The sequence below is a fragment of the Cecembia rubra genome (assembly GCF_003014575.1).
GTDB lineage: Bacteria > Bacteroidota > Bacteroidia > Cytophagales > Cyclobacteriaceae > Cecembia_A > Cecembia_A rubra.
On record NZ_PYGF01000001.1, the window covers coordinates 634,027 to 652,958 of the forward strand.

Annotated in this window: 12 protein-coding genes; 3 read left to right on the forward strand and 9 right to left on the reverse strand. The window is 38.4% G+C overall.

Annotation, left to right across the window (positions count from 1 at the left end; genetic code table 11):
• Positions 1–308 precede the first annotated feature (308 nt).
• The 6 genes from CLV48_RS02575 to CLV48_RS02600 form a co-directional block, all read right to left on the reverse strand.
• Entirely contained in the window at positions 309–1,061 is a 753-nt protein-coding gene (locus CLV48_RS02575; RefSeq protein WP_245889463.1) for a DUF2490 domain-containing protein, read from the reverse strand.
• A 74-nt stretch (positions 1,062–1,135) separates the two neighbouring features.
• A complete protein-coding gene (locus CLV48_RS02580) occupies positions 1,136–2,431 on the reverse strand; it encodes a TRAP transporter large permease (RefSeq protein ID WP_106565656.1) in 1,296 nt (431 codons plus the stop codon).
• A 6-nt stretch (positions 2,432–2,437) separates the two neighbouring features.
• Positions 2,438–2,920 (reverse strand): TRAP transporter small permease, encoded by a 483-nt coding sequence (locus tag CLV48_RS02585; RefSeq protein WP_106565657.1) that lies wholly within the window; start codon positions 2,918–2,920, stop codon positions 2,438–2,440.
• A gap of 53 nt (positions 2,921–2,973) precedes the next feature.
• Positions 2,974–4,005 carry a TRAP transporter substrate-binding protein gene (locus CLV48_RS02590; protein WP_106565658.1) on the reverse strand — a complete coding sequence of 344 codons (1,032 nt, stop codon included), beginning with the start codon at positions 4,003–4,005 and terminating at the stop codon, positions 2,974–2,976.
• On the reverse strand, positions 4,002–4,658 hold the full coding sequence (locus CLV48_RS02595; protein WP_106565659.1) for a beta/alpha barrel domain-containing protein: 657 nt from the start codon (positions 4,656–4,658) through the stop codon (positions 4,002–4,004). The genes CLV48_RS02590 and CLV48_RS02595 overlap by 4 nt, the downstream gene beginning before the upstream one ends.
• A gap of 27 nt (positions 4,659–4,685) precedes the next feature.
• Positions 4,686–5,681, reverse strand: coding sequence for a sugar kinase (locus tag CLV48_RS02600; RefSeq protein ID WP_106565660.1), 996 nt, complete (start codon positions 5,679–5,681; stop codon positions 4,686–4,688).
• Between the two features lie 117 nt (positions 5,682–5,798).
• On the opposite strand from CLV48_RS02600, the gene CLV48_RS02605 reads away from it, so the two are divergent.
• Complete coding sequence (locus CLV48_RS02605; protein WP_106565661.1) at positions 5,799–7,439, forward strand: UxaA family hydrolase; 1,641 nt, start codon at positions 5,799–5,801, stop codon at positions 7,437–7,439.
• A gap of 10 nt (positions 7,440–7,449) precedes the next feature.
• Here the strand turns inward: CLV48_RS02605 and CLV48_RS02610 are convergent, their stop codons facing one another.
• Genes CLV48_RS02610 through CLV48_RS02620 form a run of 3 tightly spaced genes read right to left on the reverse strand, consistent with a single transcriptional unit; the run spans position 7,450 to position 9,814 of the window.
• Complete coding sequence (locus CLV48_RS02610) at positions 7,450–8,475, reverse strand: Gfo/Idh/MocA family protein (RefSeq protein WP_106565662.1); 1,026 nt, start codon at positions 8,473–8,475, stop codon at positions 7,450–7,452.
• A complete protein-coding gene (yiaK, locus tag CLV48_RS02615; RefSeq protein ID WP_245889464.1) occupies positions 8,472–9,494 on the reverse strand; it encodes a 3-dehydro-L-gulonate 2-dehydrogenase in 1,023 nt (340 codons plus the stop codon). The genes CLV48_RS02610 and yiaK overlap by 4 nt, the downstream gene beginning before the upstream one ends.
• A gap of 17 nt (positions 9,495–9,511) precedes the next feature.
• Positions 9,512–9,814: a DUF1330 domain-containing protein gene (locus CLV48_RS02620; protein ID WP_106565663.1), complete on the reverse strand. Its 303-nt coding sequence runs from the start codon at positions 9,812–9,814 to the stop codon at positions 9,512–9,514.
• A gap of 112 nt (positions 9,815–9,926) precedes the next feature.
• On the opposite strand from CLV48_RS02620, the gene CLV48_RS02625 reads away from it, so the two are divergent.
• The gene (locus tag CLV48_RS02625) at positions 9,927–10,385 is read left to right on the forward strand and encodes a hypothetical protein (RefSeq protein WP_106565664.1); all 459 of its coding nucleotides are present in this window, start codon (positions 9,927–9,929) and stop codon (positions 10,383–10,385) included.
• A 454-nt stretch (positions 10,386–10,839) separates the two neighbouring features.
• Positions 10,840–18,900: a T9SS type B sorting domain-containing protein gene (locus CLV48_RS02630; RefSeq protein WP_106565665.1), complete on the forward strand. Its 8,061-nt coding sequence runs from the start codon at positions 10,840–10,842 to the stop codon at positions 18,898–18,900.
• Positions 18,901–18,932 lie beyond the last annotated feature (32 nt).

Here is an 18,932-nt window from a genome sequence, read left to right on the forward strand (position 1 = left end):
TTAAGGGTTTGAATTTAAATAAAAGAACAGGCATTAAAAACCTCATACTTAAATATAAGGCAATAAATGCCCTATCATCCATTAAGGCTGTAAAATCAAATTGTTGATTTTACCAAAATAGTTAATATGTATATCCGCAATTAGACCAGTAACCAATTTAAATTGGGTCTTAAATCAACTTGATATTAATAGATATTGGATCCGCCTCGGCGGACAAGTTATTCATTGATATTGGTTTGAAATCGTAAGTTTATTCTAAAGTGATGATTCAACTGTCAAGAAGGCTGACAATCATGAAATTGAAACAATTAAATTTTATCGGCAGGAAATTCTCTGAGAAAATGTCTTTTAAAGTCTTTGAATCGGTAATTCAAATTGATCCAAAGCACAAAACCATGGAGAACCCTGACCTGCTCTGATGAAGTACTTTGGAATCGGAAATGATAACCGGGTGAAATAGTACTGGCCCCTCTTTGAATCCCGGTCAACATAAAAATCCTGTGTTCAAATGGAATATCTACAAATGATGGACCTGTCGTCAATAAGGTCTCATTGACCATACTTAAGGAAAATGTTGATTGGAGTCTTACGGATTGTCCAATATTATATCTTATAGCAGAATTAAACCTAAAGCGGTGGTTAAAATCATATGCATCCAATAATGAATTATTATCAAATTGGTTTCTGAACCTTCCATCATACCTGAATCTAAAACTCACATTATAGGGTCGCTTACTTGGAAATCTATAAATCATCTGAACCCAAGGTCTTTTTTCTGGACGTATCAATTTTCCTTGGGAATATGGGGTGGTCAATCCCAAATTTGCATATCCTGCCGTAAAATTTAACTTCTCACTTGGAGTATGGTATGTCAAGCCAGACCTTACTATAATAAAGAGTTCAGGTACATAATGTGAATCTATCCACAGAGACCACCGATCGGCAATCTGGCCTGAAGTCATCAATCCCCACCAGGATTCTGACCTATATTGAATCTGTCCTTTAGAATGTAAAGGAACAGTTACTAAAACCAAGAATGTCAGAAAGGATCTTCTAATCAAAACAAAGCATTAATCTAAACTAAAGATAAGATTAAACATTGAATTCAAAAGCCGATATTTTAATGGAGTTATTTCTATAAACCAAATAACCTCGGCAACCATAAAGTCAATCCCGGCCAAAGCGTCACTACAATCAATCCTAAAATCATCGCAATGAAGAATGGAACCAATGGCTTGATTGCTTTTTGGATGCTCATCTGAGCTACCTGCACTCCCAGAAAAAGCACAGATCCTACCGGAGGAGTACACAGACCTATACAGAGGTTCAAAATCATTATAATTCCAAAATGCACAGGATCAACTCCAAGTGAAGTCACTACCGGTAAAAAGATCGGAGTGAAAATCAAGACTGCAGGAGTCATATCCATAAATATTCCTACAAATAACAAAAGCAAGTTGATGATGATCAAGATGACAAAAATGTTGTCACTTAGGGAAAGTAAGACATTACTTATGGATTGGGGTATATCTTCACTAGACATCACCCAGGACATACTCATTGAAGTAGCCACCAGTAGTAATACCACAGCTGTGGTCTCGGAGGATTTCAATAAAATTGCAGGCAAATCTTTTAGCTTTAGCTCTTTATAAATTAAGGACAAGCCCAATGTATAGATTACTGCAATGGCTGAAGCCTCAGTAGCAGTAAAAACTCCACCAACTATCCCCCCAATTACGATAAAAAGTAATAGTAACGCTGGAAATGCTCTTACAGATTTTTGAAACAATTCCCTGAAAGAGCTAAGCTCTCCCTGGGGCAGTTTGTGTTTTTTGATAAAAATCGCTGCTGTCAACATCAGCACCAAACCGATAAAGATTCCGGGTAAATAGCCGGCCACAAAGAGTGCGGCAATTGAAACTCCACCTGAAGCCAGAGAATAAACAATCAGAATATTAGACGGGGGAATAATCAAACCGGTAGTAGAAGATGTTATATTAACTGCTGCCCCCAATCCTTTGGGGTAACCTTCCTGATCCATTCTTTTACCCAAGATACCTCCAATGGCAGAGACTGCTGCGGCAGCAGAACCAGCAATTGCCCCAAATAACATTGCAGCTATAACATTGACATACAATAAGCCACCTGGCAGTTTGCCGGTCATTGCTTTTGCCATTTCAATAAGCCTATTGGCTATTCCTCCTCTGTTCATGATTTCACCAGCCAAAACAAAAAATGGAATGGCCAATAAGGCAAAACTATCCAATCCTGTTCCCATCCTCTGGGCAATTGTAGTAGCAGAAGGTATGGCTGCAACGGATACCAATAATGTCAAAAAACTAGAAATTCCCAAGCTCCAAGCCACGGGTACCCCAATACCCATCAAGGTAATGAAGGATAAAATCAAAATGATAATGCTGATATATTCCATGTGCTATTAGGCTTTAAGCAATGATATTTGTTGTCTAATCTGATAAATCTGGTAGTATGATATGAGTAGTCCGCTAAAAGGAATGATGCTGTAGACATAGGCTAAAGGCAACTGTAGTGTAGCGGATTTTTGCTTTAAGATATAGGTGATATAAACCAAGTTACTTCCTCCTAAAACCATCACCAATACAGAAAAGGCTAATACCAGGCTATAAATGAAGATCATCAATCGCGCCTTGGATTTTCCGACTAGTTTTTGAGGTAAAATATCGATAGCCAAATGTTGGTCTTGACCCGCTACATAAGCAGCTCCCAACATTCCCAGCCAGATCAACATGTATCTGGAAAGTTCATCGGTAAATGAACTTGGGTTTTGAAAAATGTAACGGGAAACAACCTGCCAGGTCACATTTAGCACCATGATTCCCATTAATACAATGAGCAAGTAGCTCACAATTTTATCCAAATTTGATTTGAAGGATACTTTCATTCCTAGATTTTAAGATTTTTCAAACAATTGAACTATCCAAGCCACCATACCAATTAATTTAATTCCTTTTTTTCTCCTGCCTTTCTAATTTCCTCAATAATGGCATATAAATCAGGTTGGCTAAATTTAAAATTGTCATACATTACTTCTACTGCCTGACGGAATCCTGTTTGGTCTGGATAAGTTATTCTCACCCCTGCTTTTTCCATTTCCTTTAATGATAATTCGACCGATTCTGCCCAGAGTTTATATTGATACTCTGCAGATTCATCAGCCGCTTCTTGAATCCACTGCTTTTCTTCTTCATCCAGACTGTCCCATACTTTTGTGCTGATAACTACCACATCGGGGATAGCCGTATGCTCATTAATTGAATAAAATTTGCAGACTTCGTAATGCCTTGATGTATAAAGACTTGGCGGATTATTTTCAGCTGCATCCACTATACCCTGCTGTAAAGCTGTATAAAGTTCCCCATAGGAAATTGGAGTGGGTGAACCACCAAAACTTTTGATCATATTGGTAGCCATATTACTTTCCAATACCCGGATTTTTAATCCTTTCAAATCATCAGGAGAATCGACAGGTTTAGTCTTAGAATAAAATGACCTTTTTCCTGCATCATAATAACATAGTCCCCTTAACCAATATTCCTCACTTTCCAAAAGCAATTTTTTACCTATAGAGCCTTTAAGAACTTTTTCCCTGTGCTCATCATCATTGAAAAGATAAGGCATAGATAAAACCTGCATGGCTGGTGCAAAACTTTCCAAGGTCGCTGAAGATACCTTGGTCATTCCCAAACTGCCGATCTGTAACAATTCGACAAGTTCCCTTTCAGTACCCAATTGTTGATTAGGATAAACTTTTACAATCATCCTTCCTTGGGATTTTTCGGATATCTTATCTGCCATATAAACCATTGCCTCATGGACAGGATGCGTTACCCCCAAGCCATGTCCCATTTTAATAATCCTAATTCCTCCAGGACCTTGGCAGGTAGTAAATAGTAGAAGTGCTAAAAACCCAAAGGCCAATCTTTGGATCAGTTTCCCCGAATGTTTATTAACTGGGATTTTGATCATTTTCTTAAGTTTTGGATAATGGATAAAGATTTCTCAATATTCGTCTTCAATCCAGAAAAATCACCTTTTTCAAGGGCCTTAACATCAAATAATTGGGAGCCCATCCCTACACAATGAATCCCAGATTTAAACCAATTTTTGAGATTATCTTCGTTGGGCTCAACCCCACCTGTGGCCATCAGTTTGATATCCGGAATGACGGACAATACCGCCTTAATAAAAGCAGGCCCTAGCACATTCCCAGGAAAAATTTTGATCAGACTAGATCCCATTTTTTTGCCCAGATTTACTTCAGTTACTGTTGCACAGCCCGGAACATAAAAGATTCCCCTGGATTGACAGAATTCGGCAACATCTGTCACCATTGCAGGGGATATGATAAAATCAGCTCCTGCATTTTGAAACCTTTTGGCATCTGAAACTTCAAAGATGGTTCCAATCCCAAGCATCAGATCAGGATATTTTTCAGCATAGATTTTAAGTGATTTAAATACTTCGAAAGCATTATTGTGCCTATTGGTATATTCAAAAACCCTTATTCCAGAATCATAAGCTGCATCCAGTACGGATTTAGCCAATTCCAGGTCATGATGGGTAAAAAGCGGAACCAGTCCGCATTGAACAACTTTGTTCAAAATAATTTGGTGATCCATGGCTTATAGGTTTGATTATTAGCGACTTTACCTTAAAAGTTTTCCCACATTTTTATCATTCATCAAGTCAAGAATTTCATCCAACTTGACCAAATTCGCATCTCCGGGAATACTATGTTTCAACACCGTAGCAGCAGTGGCAAATTCCAGGGCTTCTTGATCATTCATATGCATCAATCCATAAATCAATCCAGCAAGGTAAGCATCCCCTCCTCCTACCCTGTCAACAATATGGGTGACTTCATATGACTTTGAATTAAGCACTTCTGTTCCATTCCAAAGCACCCCATGGAGATTATTATGGGAGGCAGAAACAGATTCTCTTTTGGTCTTGGTTATATACTTGATTTGAGGGTAATATTTTTTGGCTTCATAACAACATGTGATCCAGTCATCTTCCTGTATATCCATACAATTTTCGAAGTCTGTTTTTCCTGCTACGACCACATTTGTATAGCGAATTAATTCTGGCATTATATCCAATGGTCCCTTTCCATATTGCCAAAGGTTTCTTCGGTAATTGATATCTCCACTAACTGTTACCCCTTTTTTATTTGCTACTTTTAATGCATCCAATAAAAGATCTGCAGCCTGTTGGGAAATGGCAGGGGTAATCCCTGTCCAATGGAACCAATCGGCTTTATCTAAGACCTGATCCCAATCAATTTCTCCTCCGTCCCAAATTGAGAAAGCAGAGTCAAACCTATCATATATTATTTTTGATGAACGCTGCATGGCCCCATTTTCCAAAAAATAAAGCCCCATCCTACCTTCCTTTAAATATACTTGATCAGTCTCCAAACCCATTCTCCTCAAGTAAGCTCTAGCGGCTAGTCCAAAATCATTATCCGGAAAAGCAGTAACATGTGAGGCTTGCATCCCTAACTGGGCCAAAGAAATTGCTACGTTTGCTTCTGCTCCACCGTATGTAAGATGATAAGTATCCGCTTGTAGGAATCTTTCATAGCCAGGCGTATTGAAACGCATCATAACTTCGCCGATTGTGATAATTTTTTTGCTCATTTGACAAAATATATTCAAACCTGAAAATAAACACTTAAATTTTCATTTGCAGTATGGAACTACATACTTTATGCAAACGATTTCAAAAAAATAATTTAAAAATTTAGCCAAAGGAAGATGAAAACTCTCCAAATCCACGAAAATGACAATGTTTTGGTGGCATTGACCGATATTCAAAATGAAGAAATTATTTACCACAATGGAGTTAAAATTGTGACAAAACAGTTTATACCGGCCAAGCATAAATTCACCATAGAGGATATAGGTTTAGGTGAGCACATCCTTATGTACGGGGTAATAGTGGGCAAAGCTAAAACCAACCTAGAAAGAGGAACACTAATAACTACAAGTAATATAGGGCATGAAACCAGTGGATTTGGGAAAAAGCTTAAACAAATTCAATGGAAAGCTCCCAATATTGAAAAATACCGACACAGGAGTTTTATGGGCTACCATAGAGCAGATGGTCAAGTAGGAACAGCAAATTACTGGTTGGTTATTCCACTTGTTTTCTGCGAAAATAGAAATGTGGATATTATCCGGCAGGCTTTTGAGCAGGAATTGGGTTATGGTAAAACAAATCCCTATAAAAACCTGGTAAAACAAATGAAATCCCTCTATCAGAATGGAAGATTAGAAAGGATTGCTGATTTGACAACGGATCTAATCCAAGATAATTCGGAGGAAAAATTATTCAAAAACATTGATGGAATTAAATTTTTGACACATCAGGGAGGCTGTGGTGGAACAAGGCAAGATTCGGAAAGTCTTTGCGCATTGTTTGCAGGATACATTCATAATCCAAATGTTGCAGGAGCTACTATCCTAAGTCTTGGATGTCAAAATGCACAATTCCAGATATTACAGGAAAAATTGAAACTATTGGATCCCCAAAATACCAAACCATTGATATTCTTAGAGCAACAAAAGGAAGGAACAGAGTCCCAATTACTTTCCCAAGCTATCAAAAGAACATTTTTGGCATTAATAGAAGCCAATAAAATTGAACGTGAGTCAAGTTCATTGGATAAACTCACAATTGGTTTGGAATGTGGAGGTTCTGATGGATTTTCTGGAATTTCGGCCAACCCTGCTGTTGGGCATATTTCTGACCTAATTACAGCATTGGGTGGCAAAACCATCCTTTCCGAATTTCCGGAATTATGTGGAGTAGAACAAGAATTAATCAACAGGTGCCAAGATGAAGAATCAGCTGAAAAATTTGCTGATTTGATGCAAGCGTATTCCAATGCAGCGATTTCAGTTGGTTCGGGCTTTGATATGAATCCATCACCAGGAAACATTAAAGATGGGCTGATTACAGATGCAATCAAATCAGCCGGTGCTGCTAAGAAAGGTGGTACTTCTCCTATTTCTGATGTATTGGATTATACCGAATATGTGACAAAGCCTGGCCTGAATCTATTATGCACCCCTGGAAATGATGTAGAAAGTACCACTGCAATGGCGGGATCTGGGGCAAATATTATATTATTCACCACTGGATTGGGTACTCCGACAGGAAATCCCATTTCCCCAGTCATTAAAATTTCATCCAACACAGCATTGGCACAAAAGATGCCTGATATAATAGATGTAGATGCCGGAGGTATTATTTCGGGAGAAAAAAGCATTACTTCCTGCGGTGAAGAAATTTTGGAATACATCATTGGGGTAGCTTCCGGGCAAATCAAAACAAAATCAGACAGGCTGGATCAGAATGATTTTATTCCTTGGAAACGTGGGGTTTCATTATGATGATTGGGAATTAATAAAATATTGGTTCATTGGTTTTTGATGACTTATAAATTGTCAAAATCAATTCCAAAGATTTTCGAGCAGTTAGCCCATTTACAAGAGGTTCCCTATCTAGAAGAATAGCGGATACTATATCACGGTATTGCTCAAGGTGCAATTGAAAACCTATAGCCATGGGATCTGAAGAACCTGAAACAATTGAAAAATCTGGGGAAGAAACCTGCAAATCTTCACCTTTGATATTCCATGCAATTAATTTTCCGGCTTCCAAAATAACACTTCCCAAGCTTCCATAAATCTCTAATCTCTCCGGATAACCTGGATACAAAGCTGTGGAGGCAGTGATACTACCCAATGCCCCATTTTTGAAATTCAAAACTGCAGCCCCTATATCTTCCCCTTCTATAGTATGATAAATTGAATCAATTTTCCCAAATACCATTTTTACATCACCCATTATATCCAAAAGTAAATCTATAGTATGAATACCCTGGTTGATAAAAGCACCGCCCCCATCTCCTGACAATGTCCCTTTCCAATTGCTGGAATTATAGTATTCTTCTGTTCTGTACCAATTGATATGGGCATTCCCCATTAATAATTTTCCTAATTTTCCATCATTTACTGCTTGTTTCAATTTTATGTAATCCTGGCTAAATCGGTTTTGAAATATTACACCACATTTAACACCTGAGCTTTTGCAGGAATTAATGATTAAGTCGGCTTTTTCCAAAGTCACTTCAATGGGCTTCTCAATAAGAACATGTTTTCCGGCTTTTGCAGCAACCAAGGCATATTCCATATGGTGACCGCTTGGAGTGCATATTACCACTAAATCCAATCCTGGGATAGACAGAAAGGCATCAAGGTCAGTATAAACCTTGGTTCCAAAAGTTTGTTCTGCTTCTTTTGCATTGGCCTGGGAATAAGCCATTAAACCTAACAATTGGCCATTTTCAAGAAGATTTATTGCTTGGATATGTTTCCCTGTAATTATCCCAGTCCCAATAATTCCTATACCTACCTTTTCTTTCATTCAGATTCAACAATTATTTTATTCCAAACTTCCTGATCTACAGGAATACCCAATTCCAAATTTTTCCTCCTTAACTCCGCTATTTTCTCACCTGGAAACCTGATTTCCTTACCCTGAAAAACCGTTGAACTTTTTAAATCCTGGATTATTTGGTCTAGTTTCTGTTCAGACCAAGAATTGAAGCCGAGCAATACCGGGTCAAGGCAAAGAAACACCTGTGATAGATCAAATTCAAATCCACTTTTCCCAACTTCATGGGTAGCTGCTCCTCCTGATAAAATGCTGGCAATCATGTCCAATAACAGTGAAATACCAGCTCCTTTCCAAAGACCGACTGGTAAAGCAAGCTCATTGGAAATAATTTCGGCAGGAGATTTGGTTAAATTTCCTTGTTGATCAAATCCCGCTTCATAGGGCATTTCCTCTCCTTTTCGTAAATAAGTGTTCATTTTTCCATAAGAAAACTGAGACATGGCCATATCTAAAAGAATTATTCCATTGGCTCTGGGAATTGCAATTACCAAAGGGTTATTCCCTAATTTTGGCTCCTTTCCTCCCCATGCCGGCATATTGGGTTTGGTGTTCGTAAAGCAAATACCAACCACCCCGGACTCTGCTGCCTGCAGCCCAAAATTGCCAGCTCTCATCCAATGATTGGTATGTTGAAGAGCTACCAACCCTACACCAAATTTTTTTGAAAGTTCAATTGACCTAGCCATTGCAAAATGGGCATTTAAAGGTCCAGGTCCAAAATTCCCGTTCCACCTTTCAAATACAAGCTGTTGAAAAATACATTCAGGAACAGCATTAGGAATAATCTTGCCCTTTTTTATCATATTCAAAAATACAGGAAACCTATCCAGACCGTGGGAAGGAACACCTTCCAAACTGGCCCTTAAAAACAATTCAGCGCAGAGGTCTGCTCTATCCTCAGTAAAATCAAGTCTTCTCAAATTTTCAAGAAGTTTGATTTTCACTGTTTCATAGGGAATCCTGATTTCCATTTTTGAATTATCCATGTTCAGGTATTTGAACCCTATTGGCCAATAGGAAATAGGCTTTCAACAACTAGCATCTTTGAATTGGCAGCTTGGTACCTAATATTCTTTGCTATAGTATATTCTGGGGACGCCCACCAATCTTTAGCTGCCTGAATATCGGGAAATTCTAAAATTACCAACCTTTGAGGATTCCAATCCCCCTCAAGAGATTCAGTCTGAGCCCCTCTTACGACAAACCTACCTCCATATTTCAAAATGGTAGCTAATGTATGCTTTTTATATTCCTCGTAAAGTTCGGGATTGTGGATACTTACTTCCACCAAAACTAATGCAGCCATTGTATTTATCTAAGGGTTGAAATTCCAATGTATAAATAAATGAAAATAATTTTGGGATACAAAAAATTAATGGGATGCTTCTCTTGATTTGATTTTCCATTTTCTTTGCATTATGGAATTTCAAGAAGACATCAAACAGCAATTATTTATAGCAGCTCAAGATCTAATGAAAAAGCAAATTCAGGATCTGCAGAAACAATTGGCAGATCTTCAGGAATCTTCTGAATCAGAAGAGAAAAGTTCTGCTGGAGATAAATATGAGACGCACCAGGAAATGCTCAACCAATCAAGGGACATGCTGGAAAAAAGCCTTTCCAAAAGCAAAATGCTTTTGGGTCAATTAAACGCTGTTCCTGTTAAAGGAACTGATACTGTTCAAGAAGGTGCCTTAGTAAAACTTCCAATTGGAACTTTATGGATATCTATACCACTGGGTAAAGTCAGTCTAAATGGATCGGATTATCAATTGGTTTCAAAGGATTCACCCTTGGTAACAGCATTATGGAACTTAAAAAAAGGTGATTCATATGAATTCAGAGGTAAAAAAGAAGCCATAATCCAAATTATTTAGGAAAAATTTAAAGTATACTGCTATACAACACTCCATTTTTTCAATCAACATTAACGAAACTGTCTCAACCTTGAGGCAGTTTTTTTATGTAAGTGAATCTGGTTTTAAACGGTTTTTGTTGACTAATGTTTTAGATTTTTTTTAATTTTTTTGTGCTTACAAATAGCTCAGTTTCAACAATAAATTATTCGGAATAGTGAAATAAAAGATTTTATTTTCTAATTGTATTTTTTGTTTTTACAATTTTATTCTATTTATTAATCAATATTCCGTTTTAACAGCAATGAAAATAATGTTTATGTGAAAAACATAAAATATTATACTAAAACATGAAATACTGAATTTTATGCATAGGTTACAATAATTGCGATAAAAACTGAAAGTCTTAAGAGGCTAATCATCCAGTAAGGAGGAAAACTTTAGAAGTATCAACGTTTTTAAAAGTAAAACTAATATGAGAAAACTTTATTGGCATTTTTACATTGCTGTTTTGGGAATGCTTTGTTTGGTTGCTTTTACAAATGAAACCAAAGCCCAGCTCATCGTTCAGGACTCTTTTTTTTCTGAATGTAGAAGATCAGTAGAGTTCAGGGTGTCCGGAGGTGTTGCACCATATACTTATAGATGGTTTTTTGAAGGTGAATTAATTCAAACTGACAGTAATTTAGCAGGTTCGCAGAGTACATTGCTATCCCAGGCCCAAGCAGGAAATTATACGGTTATAGCAACTGATAATTTGGGAAGGACCTTAACGCGACATTATTCTTTTTTAGGCGTTTCCAATTTTTCATTGAATGTAGACATTTTAAGACGAGAGCAATGTGGTGAAATAACAACAGCAGTCATTACCGGTAATATAGATGGTGGATTGGCACCTTATACCATTAGGTTCATCGATCTAGATGGAAATGTGGTCAGAACTGTCAATAATTTTCCAGGGGGTCCATTGACAGTTGAAGGGATAAGGGCAGGTGAATATGTGGTGGAAGTAGAGGATGCCAATTTATGCCTTGAACTGACCAATATTGAAATACCTCCGGTAGAGCAGATTAGTTTTCAATCTTCTATTGGAATTGGCACTTTCCCAGAGACTTGTGAGGGAAATGGTGGCATTTCATTTAATCTTACAGGTTTTGAAGGTGAAGTTAGGTTTAGAATCATAGAAAGGAGAGGAAATAACAACAATAATAATAGACCGGTAACGGATTGGATTGTAGCTCCAGGTGGAGTAATCAATTATGATCAATTACCAGCAGGAAATTATATTTTAGAAGTGATTGATTTATATAGAAATCAATCATGCCCTGCCCGATTGAATTTTACAATCAATAAAGAAGTTCTCCTGGATATAAAAGCAACTGCTACAAATGTAAGCTGTGTCGGAGGCAACAATGGAACAATTACAGTCAGGGCAGATCGGGTTTTTATGAATTATCCTTTCCCTCCCCAAAACTTTAATGTTACCATAACCGGACCTAACAATTCAGTAATTGTCAACAATGTTTCAGTACCGATAGGTGCCAATTCTGGTCAACAGACCTGGACAGGTTTTGGGCCGGGAACATATACCATTAGTGTAAGTCATGGAGGTGTCAATTATCCTGTTTGTACACAGGTAATGACAGTAAGAATCGACGCACCAAATTCTCCATTGAGCCTTAACACTACTGCTAATAATGTAACCTGCTTTGGAGCAAACGATGGAAGAGCCAGTGTAAATCCTTCTGGAGGTTGGGGAAATTATACCTATTTGTGGAGTAATGGAGCAACTACCCAGACTGTCACTGGTCTTGCACCAGGTAATTACAGTGTAACAGTTACAGATAGGGAAGGTTGTACGGCAGTAGCAAATGTTACGATAACAGGGCCTCCGGCAGCTCTAACAGCCAATATAACAGGTGTAGTAGACTTAACCTGTGTGGGTTCCAATGATGGAAGAGCCACTGTAACCAACGTAGCAGGAGGATGGGGAAATTATACTTATTTATGGAGTAATGGCGAAACCACTGCTACTGCATTTAATCTTCCAGCAGGTCAAAGCACCGTGAGGGTTAGGGATTCTGGGGGCTGTGAGCTTGTACTACCTGTAAGTATTGGAGTCCCTCCTTCTCCTCAAGTAACTTCAACTCCTGTAAGCCCTACCTGTTTTGGCGCATCGGATGGAAGTCTTAGAATCCAAATTTCAGATCCTTCAAATACTTACTCAGTTACTCTTAATGGTGTAGTTAGGGTTGGGAATGATGTACTTTTCAATAACTTACCGGCAGGAAACTATGTCGTTAACATAGCTTACGAAGGTGGGAAGTGCGTAATTAATCACCAAGCCACGATAGGCAGTCCTTCTGAAATCAGATTCAATGATAATAATCTTAACATCAATCACGTGCTTTGCCATGGCAATGCCAATGGCTCAATCACAGGGTTGAGAGTTAACGGGGGTACGGGAACACTTACTTATCAATGGCAAATCAGATCTGGGAATAATTTCGTAAATATTCCTGGTCAGACAGGATTGAATATATCAAATTTATCTGGAGGTACTTATAGAATTGTGGTAAGGGATGCAAATAATTGCGAGGTTACTAGACAATTTACTATTAACGAACCTGGACCTCTTGCAGTAAGCGCCCCAATTATTACAAATGTAAATTGTTATGGTGAAGCTACTGGAGCCATATCATTTACAATTTCGGGAGGAACTGCCCCTTACACCTACCGTCTCAATGGAGGTAGTCCTACTACTGCCACTTCAAATACTGTTACCATATCAGGATTAGCCGCATCCAATAATAATTTTATAGAAGTAAGGGATGCTAATAACTGTCAGGTTCCTAATATTAATTTCAATATTACCTCATTACCACAAATCACTGTAACTAATACAAATGTTACAACTGAAACCTGTACTGGACAAAATAATGGATCAATTCAAATCAGTGTAAGTGGTGGAAGTGGTTCATTAGGGGTTCAATGGTTCAGAGCAGGAAATTTTTCAACGGTATTATCCAATAACACAACGCTTAGCAATAGAGGCCCCGGGGAATATGTAGCAAGGGTGTTCGATGTGTCCAATCCTAATTGCTTTATTTTACACAATGTTACAATTCCTCCCACACCTGAGTTGACCATCCAACTGAATGGTCAACCTACCAATGTATTATGTTTTGGGGAATCTACAGGTGCAATAAATGTAACAGCAAGTGGAGGAACTGGAGCACTGACATACAGATGGACTGGTCCTAATGGATTTACTTCCAATGCCCAAAATATTTCTAATGCACCTGCTGGCCAATATAATGTAAGGGTTACTGATGCGAATGGCTGTTTCAAAGAAATAAACAATATTCTGATAAGCCAACCTGCATCAGGAATCCAAATCAATGTATTGAATGCTATTGAACCAACTTGCCATGATGCTACAGATGGAAGAATTGAAATTCAAGCTGGAGGAGGAAATCCTGGATATAATTATTCTTGGTTTAGAGACAATGGTTCAGGAGTATTAAATGCTGTGGGTTCAAACTCCCCTACCTTGGCAAATATCGGTTCGGGTACTTACATAGTTAGGGTTACTGATGCCAATAACTGTACAAGAGAACAAAGTATTAGCCTACTTGCGCCTGATCCCATTCAGGTCAGAGTCGTCAATGTAGAAGATGTCACTTGTCATGGAAGAAATAATGGAAAAATCTTTATTGAGGTTACAGGTGGCACAGGTTTATATTTCTATAACTGGGATCATGGTTTTATAAATCAAAACCCAACTAACCTCAGTCCAGGCACATATTCAGTTACGGTCAGAGATTCCAATGGCTGTTTGGCTAGGTTGGAAAACATTGTAATTGAAGAGCCTGATCCACTGGAAATCAATTTAATAAATACCGTAACGCCTTCCTGTCTTTACAATGATGGTTCGATTGAAGTAGAATTTACAGGAGCACTACCGGGAGCGGGAACCAGCAGATGGTATAATGTAGAAACTGGAGACTTAATTGCCCAAAACACTTCATTGGTAAATGGATTGACTCCTGGATTTTATAGGGTCGAATACAGTAGCGGAGCATCCTGTACTGTTACTAAAATTATCCGATTAGACGGTCCTCCTTCTAAATTGAAGTTGGTTACTAATTCTGATGATGCAAGCTGCCCAGCTGATTTTGGAGTACTTAGTTTTACAGCCACAGGTGGTGTCCCTGGTTATACTTTCCAGATATTTTTAGGGGGGATTTGGCAAAATATCACAAATTCTATTGTATCGAACCTTTCCGTTGGTAATTATGATATTAGGGTGACAGATAGTGCAGGTTGTGTAGATACTGGAAGCATTACAATCAACCAAACGGATCCACCTTTTTACACTACAGAAGTGATCCAAGATGTTTCTTGTTTCAATGGAAATGATGGGATTATTTCATTTGGTTTATTTGGCAATTCTGAAGGAATCAATGTACAATGGTTTAGAAGAATTTCATCAGGAAATGGTATTCCTATACCTAGTTCGGATCTGAACAATCTGGTAGCCGGCACTTACTATTTTGAATTGGAATATGCCAGCGGCTGTATAATAACTTCAGAAGAATTTATCATCAACCAACCCCCACAAATTGTCACTGTTCCCCTTGCTGTTCAGCCACTTTGTGGAGATGAAAGAGGTTCTTTCAGTCTGACTGTTAATGGTGGAAAACCTGGGAAGACTATTCAAATTAATTCCATCAATGGATTTAGCAGAACCTTTGCAAATGAAAATACCGGTGTATTCAATTTTGATAATTTACCTCATGGCGAATACACATGGACAGTTGAAGATCCCGGTTGTGGAATAACTTCCGGTACATTCACCATCAATCAAATAATAAAACCCACATTTACTGTAGAATCACAAAATATAAGCTGTTTTGGAGGAAATAATGGAGTAATTAATATTACAAATACCACATTGCATCCAGGAAGAAGTTTTACAGTCTTTATCAACAATGTTTCCCAAGGTTCAAATACTTCATTTACCAACCTGGCGCCTGGAAATTATCAGGTAAGAATCATAGATAATTTTGGTTGTCTTTCTGATCCTGTATTGGTTCAAATTACCGGACCTGACAGGCCATTGGAAATTATCAATTTTACCAAAGAAAATGGTGAATGTTTTGGCACCCCAACTGGAAGGATTTCTTTTGGAATAAATGGCGGTGTACCTCTTTACAGGGCGTTATTGACTAATACAGAAGGATTTTCTACAGAATTGAATAACCTGGACAGAAATAATACTTATGAGTTCACAAATCTGGTTGCTGGACAGTATACCTTGCTAATTTTTGATCAGGAAAATATCTGTCAGGTTTCTAGGAGTTTCACAATTACCCAACCTGATTTGGTGGCTGTGACCCATATAAGCCCACCAATAGCATGTGAGCCAAATCTAACATTCATACGTCTTAATATTACAGGCGGGAAACAACCGCATAGCATCACTTGGGAAAGGTTTAATTACTCTACTTCCATTTGGGAATTGATTCCTTTCAATGGATTAGTTCTGGAGAATGTAGGAGCGGGATTGTACAGGTATACAGTTGAAGATGCAAATGCTTGCTCTTCTATAACTGAAGATGTATTGATTACACCCCCACCTGCATTTGAATTAACCTTTGCAAAAGGAGAAATCCTTTGTCATGGAGGAAATACAATTGTACAACTTACAGCGACTTTTGGTACAGCGGATAATTTCACCTATTTCGTTAACGGCAATCAGATTTTTGGCAACCAATTCATTGCTATTGCAGGGACCTATACAGCTTATGCAATCAATAATGCCTCCGGTTGCCGTTCTGAAGATGTAGTAATCCAAATTGATCAACCTGCATCACCATTGACTCTTCAAGGATTTAATTCTCAGAATCTTACATGTTATGATTCCAATAATGGTAGAATTGCATTTACCTTGGTCGGTGGTACTGCACCTTATACCATTACCTTCCAAGGACAAACTTATTCCGGAAATGATGGTGAGGAAATTGTATTCGAAAATTTAGCTGCCAATATCAACTATAGCTTCACCGCAGTAGATGCCAATGGTTGTCCGGTATTGATCCCATCCAGGACACTAACCCAACCTACACCGATTCAGGTAAATGTCACCAATACTACCATTAACTGTGCTGGCAATCTTGCCCGCATTAATCTACAGGTGACAGGAGGACAAGCTCCTTATCAAATAGATTGGGCTTATTCAACAGATGGGGTTAATTTCACTCCAAACCCAAGCTTTGAAAATGCTACTCAATTAAACAACTTAATTGGAGGATATTACAGATATACCATTACAGATCAAGGCTGTGATCCTATAGAAGATGTTGTGTTTATCCATAGTCCATTACCAATCCAAGTTGTCCCTGAAGTCATTGATGTATCCTGTTATGGGGATAGAACCGGTGAAATCCACTTGAATATTACAGGTGGAACTGGGGCATACAGTATTCAATGGAGTAATGGAAGAATAGGTAGTTCAATCACAGGACTAGCAGCTGGAACCTACACAGTTTTCATTGTGGATCAAAATTCTTGTGTGGCATCCAGAACTTACACCATTACCCAGCCAGAGTCTCCAATTGAAGTTGAAGCTGACTTCGAAACTTTCTTCTGCAATTTTGATGATGAAATATTCCTGGATATCAATGTAAGAGGTGGAACTGCTCCATATACATTTGCTTGGTCTAATGGTGCTACTACACAAAATCTTGTGGGAATTGAACCAGGATTGTATACTGTAACAATTACTGACGCTGCAGGTTGTCAAGTTCAGAGAACTTATGAAATTCCACCTAGAATATTGCCATTCGAAGTTGAACTTACTGCCAGTCAGGTACTTTGCTCCCCTGGAGAAAGAGTTCAAGTCTCCGCGAATGTCACTGGTGGTACAGGTCCATATACTTATTTATGGAATACTGGCGCGACAACTCCAACCATTTCAAACTTAGGTCCTGGTATTTATACTGTAACAGTAACAGATGCCAATGGATGTCGTGCCAGAGAGTCTATTGAAGTTCTTCCTGCACCAAATTGGAGATTGAATCTTGAGGCCCTGAATCCTGTTTCCTGTTTTGGGGGTAATGATGGTTCCATTCAATTGTCACTGTCAAATGCAAGAGAACCAGTAAGTATAAGATGGAGTCATGGAGTCGTCGATCAACTCTTTGCAGGTAACCTAAGGGCAGGTACCTATTCTGTAGAAATCACAGATGCTTTGGGATGTATCATTACATCTACTTTCAATGTTAGGGAGCCAGAAATCCTCAATATGAATGAAGTGGTTGAAAACAGTCAATGTGCTGGTTCCAATAACGGAAGTATTTCCTTGAATGTAACTGGTGGAAGTGCTCCATATACTTTCCGTTGGTCCCATGGTCCAAACAGTAGAAATTTGAGAAATCTTGGCCCGGGAACTTATTCAGTAGTGGTTACTGACCGAAACGGATGTTCAACCGCAGCATCTTATACAATACTGGAACCGGATCCTCTTGAAATGACAAGTGATTTTTCTGAAGAGCTAGCATGCCATGGAGACAGACATGGTTATATCAATGTAGGAATTACTGGCGGAATTCAACCTTATGATATTGTTTGGGCAGATAATCCAACTCTTAAAAGTCTTTCAAGAAGGGACCTTCCTGCAGGTGCTTATACCCTTCGCATTACAGATGATAATGGTTGTTCTGTCGAAAGGACATTTAATATCGGTGAACCGGAAAGATTAAGAGTAGATATTCAAACTTCATATATAGTAGATTGTGAAAACAAGGAATTGGTAGGAGTTGCCTATGCTGAAATCACAGGAGGTAAAGGAAATTACCAAATCGTCTGGAATACAGGTGAAACGAATGTGAGGGAAATTCTCTTTAATCAAGATGGAGAAATCTCGGTGATGGTGACGGATGAAAATGGTTGTATGGATGAAGCATTTGTAATGGTAGAAATGCCACTTGCATTTTCAGATGCTGATTTCATTTACTCCATCATTGCTTTGGGCCAGGAAGGAGAAATCCTGGTTGGTGATGAGGTTCAATTCATAGATAGAACCCAAGGAAATGTCATAGCATGGGAATGGAACTTTGGAGATGGTAACACCAGCAATGAACAAAACCCAGTCCATGTCTATACCAAACCTGGAAAGTATACCATCACATTGATGACTTTCGATGCATTGGGCTGTGTGTCAGAGACAAGCATAGAGGTAGAGGTCATTGCATCCTACAGGATTATGGTTCCAAATGCATTTACTCCAAATGGTGATGGACTCAATGATACCTTCATACCAAAAATGAGGGGTATCGATGAGTTTGAAATGCATATTTTCAATAAATGGGGAGAATTGGTTTATTCCACTTTCACTAGAGACGATTCAGGTTGGGATGGAACTCTGAATGGAGTCTTAAGTCCAAATGGAAATTATGTTTATAAAATTGTCTTCAAGGCCAATGATGGAACCAAGGGAAGCCAAACCGGAGTATTTACACTGGTCCATTAAATAGCAATAATTTTTAGGTTAAAATAGTCAAC

What these genes read in the sequence shown, in the direction of transcription:
- CLV48_RS02600 (WP_106565660.1), bottom strand. Translation starts at nt 5,681, where the DNA reads ATGAGCAAAAAAATTATCACAATCGGCGAAGTTATGATGCGTTTCAAT.
- CLV48_RS02590 (WP_106565658.1), bottom strand. Translation starts at nt 4,005, where the DNA reads ATGATCAAAATCCCAGTTAATAAACATTCGGGGAAACTGATCCAAAGA.
- CLV48_RS02610 (WP_106565662.1), bottom strand. Translation starts at nt 8,475, where the DNA reads ATGAAAGAAAAGGTAGGTATAGGAATTATTGGGACTGGGATAATTACA.
- CLV48_RS02595 (WP_106565659.1), bottom strand. Translation starts at nt 4,658, where the DNA reads ATGGATCACCAAATTATTTTGAACAAAGTTGTTCAATGCGGACTGGTT.
- CLV48_RS02625 (WP_106565664.1), top strand. Translation starts at nt 9,927, where the DNA reads ATGGAATTTCAAGAAGACATCAAACAGCAATTATTTATAGCAGCTCAA.
- CLV48_RS02620 (WP_106565663.1), bottom strand. Translation starts at nt 9,814, where the DNA reads ATGGCTGCATTAGTTTTGGTGGAAGTAAGTATCCACAATCCCGAACTT.
- CLV48_RS02605 (WP_106565661.1), top strand. Translation starts at nt 5,799, where the DNA reads ATGAAAACTCTCCAAATCCACGAAAATGACAATGTTTTGGTGGCATTG.
- yiaK (WP_245889464.1), bottom strand. Translation starts at nt 9,494, where the DNA reads ATGGATAATTCAAAAATGGAAATCAGGATTCCCTATGAAACAGTGAAA.
- CLV48_RS02580 (WP_106565656.1), bottom strand. Translation starts at nt 2,431, where the DNA reads ATGGAATATATCAGCATTATCATTTTGATTTTATCCTTCATTACCTTG.
- CLV48_RS02585 (WP_106565657.1), bottom strand. Translation starts at nt 2,920, where the DNA reads ATGAAAGTATCCTTCAAATCAAATTTGGATAAAATTGTGAGCTACTTG.
- CLV48_RS02630 (WP_106565665.1), top strand. Translation starts at nt 10,840, where the DNA reads ATGAGAAAACTTTATTGGCATTTTTACATTGCTGTTTTGGGAATGCTT.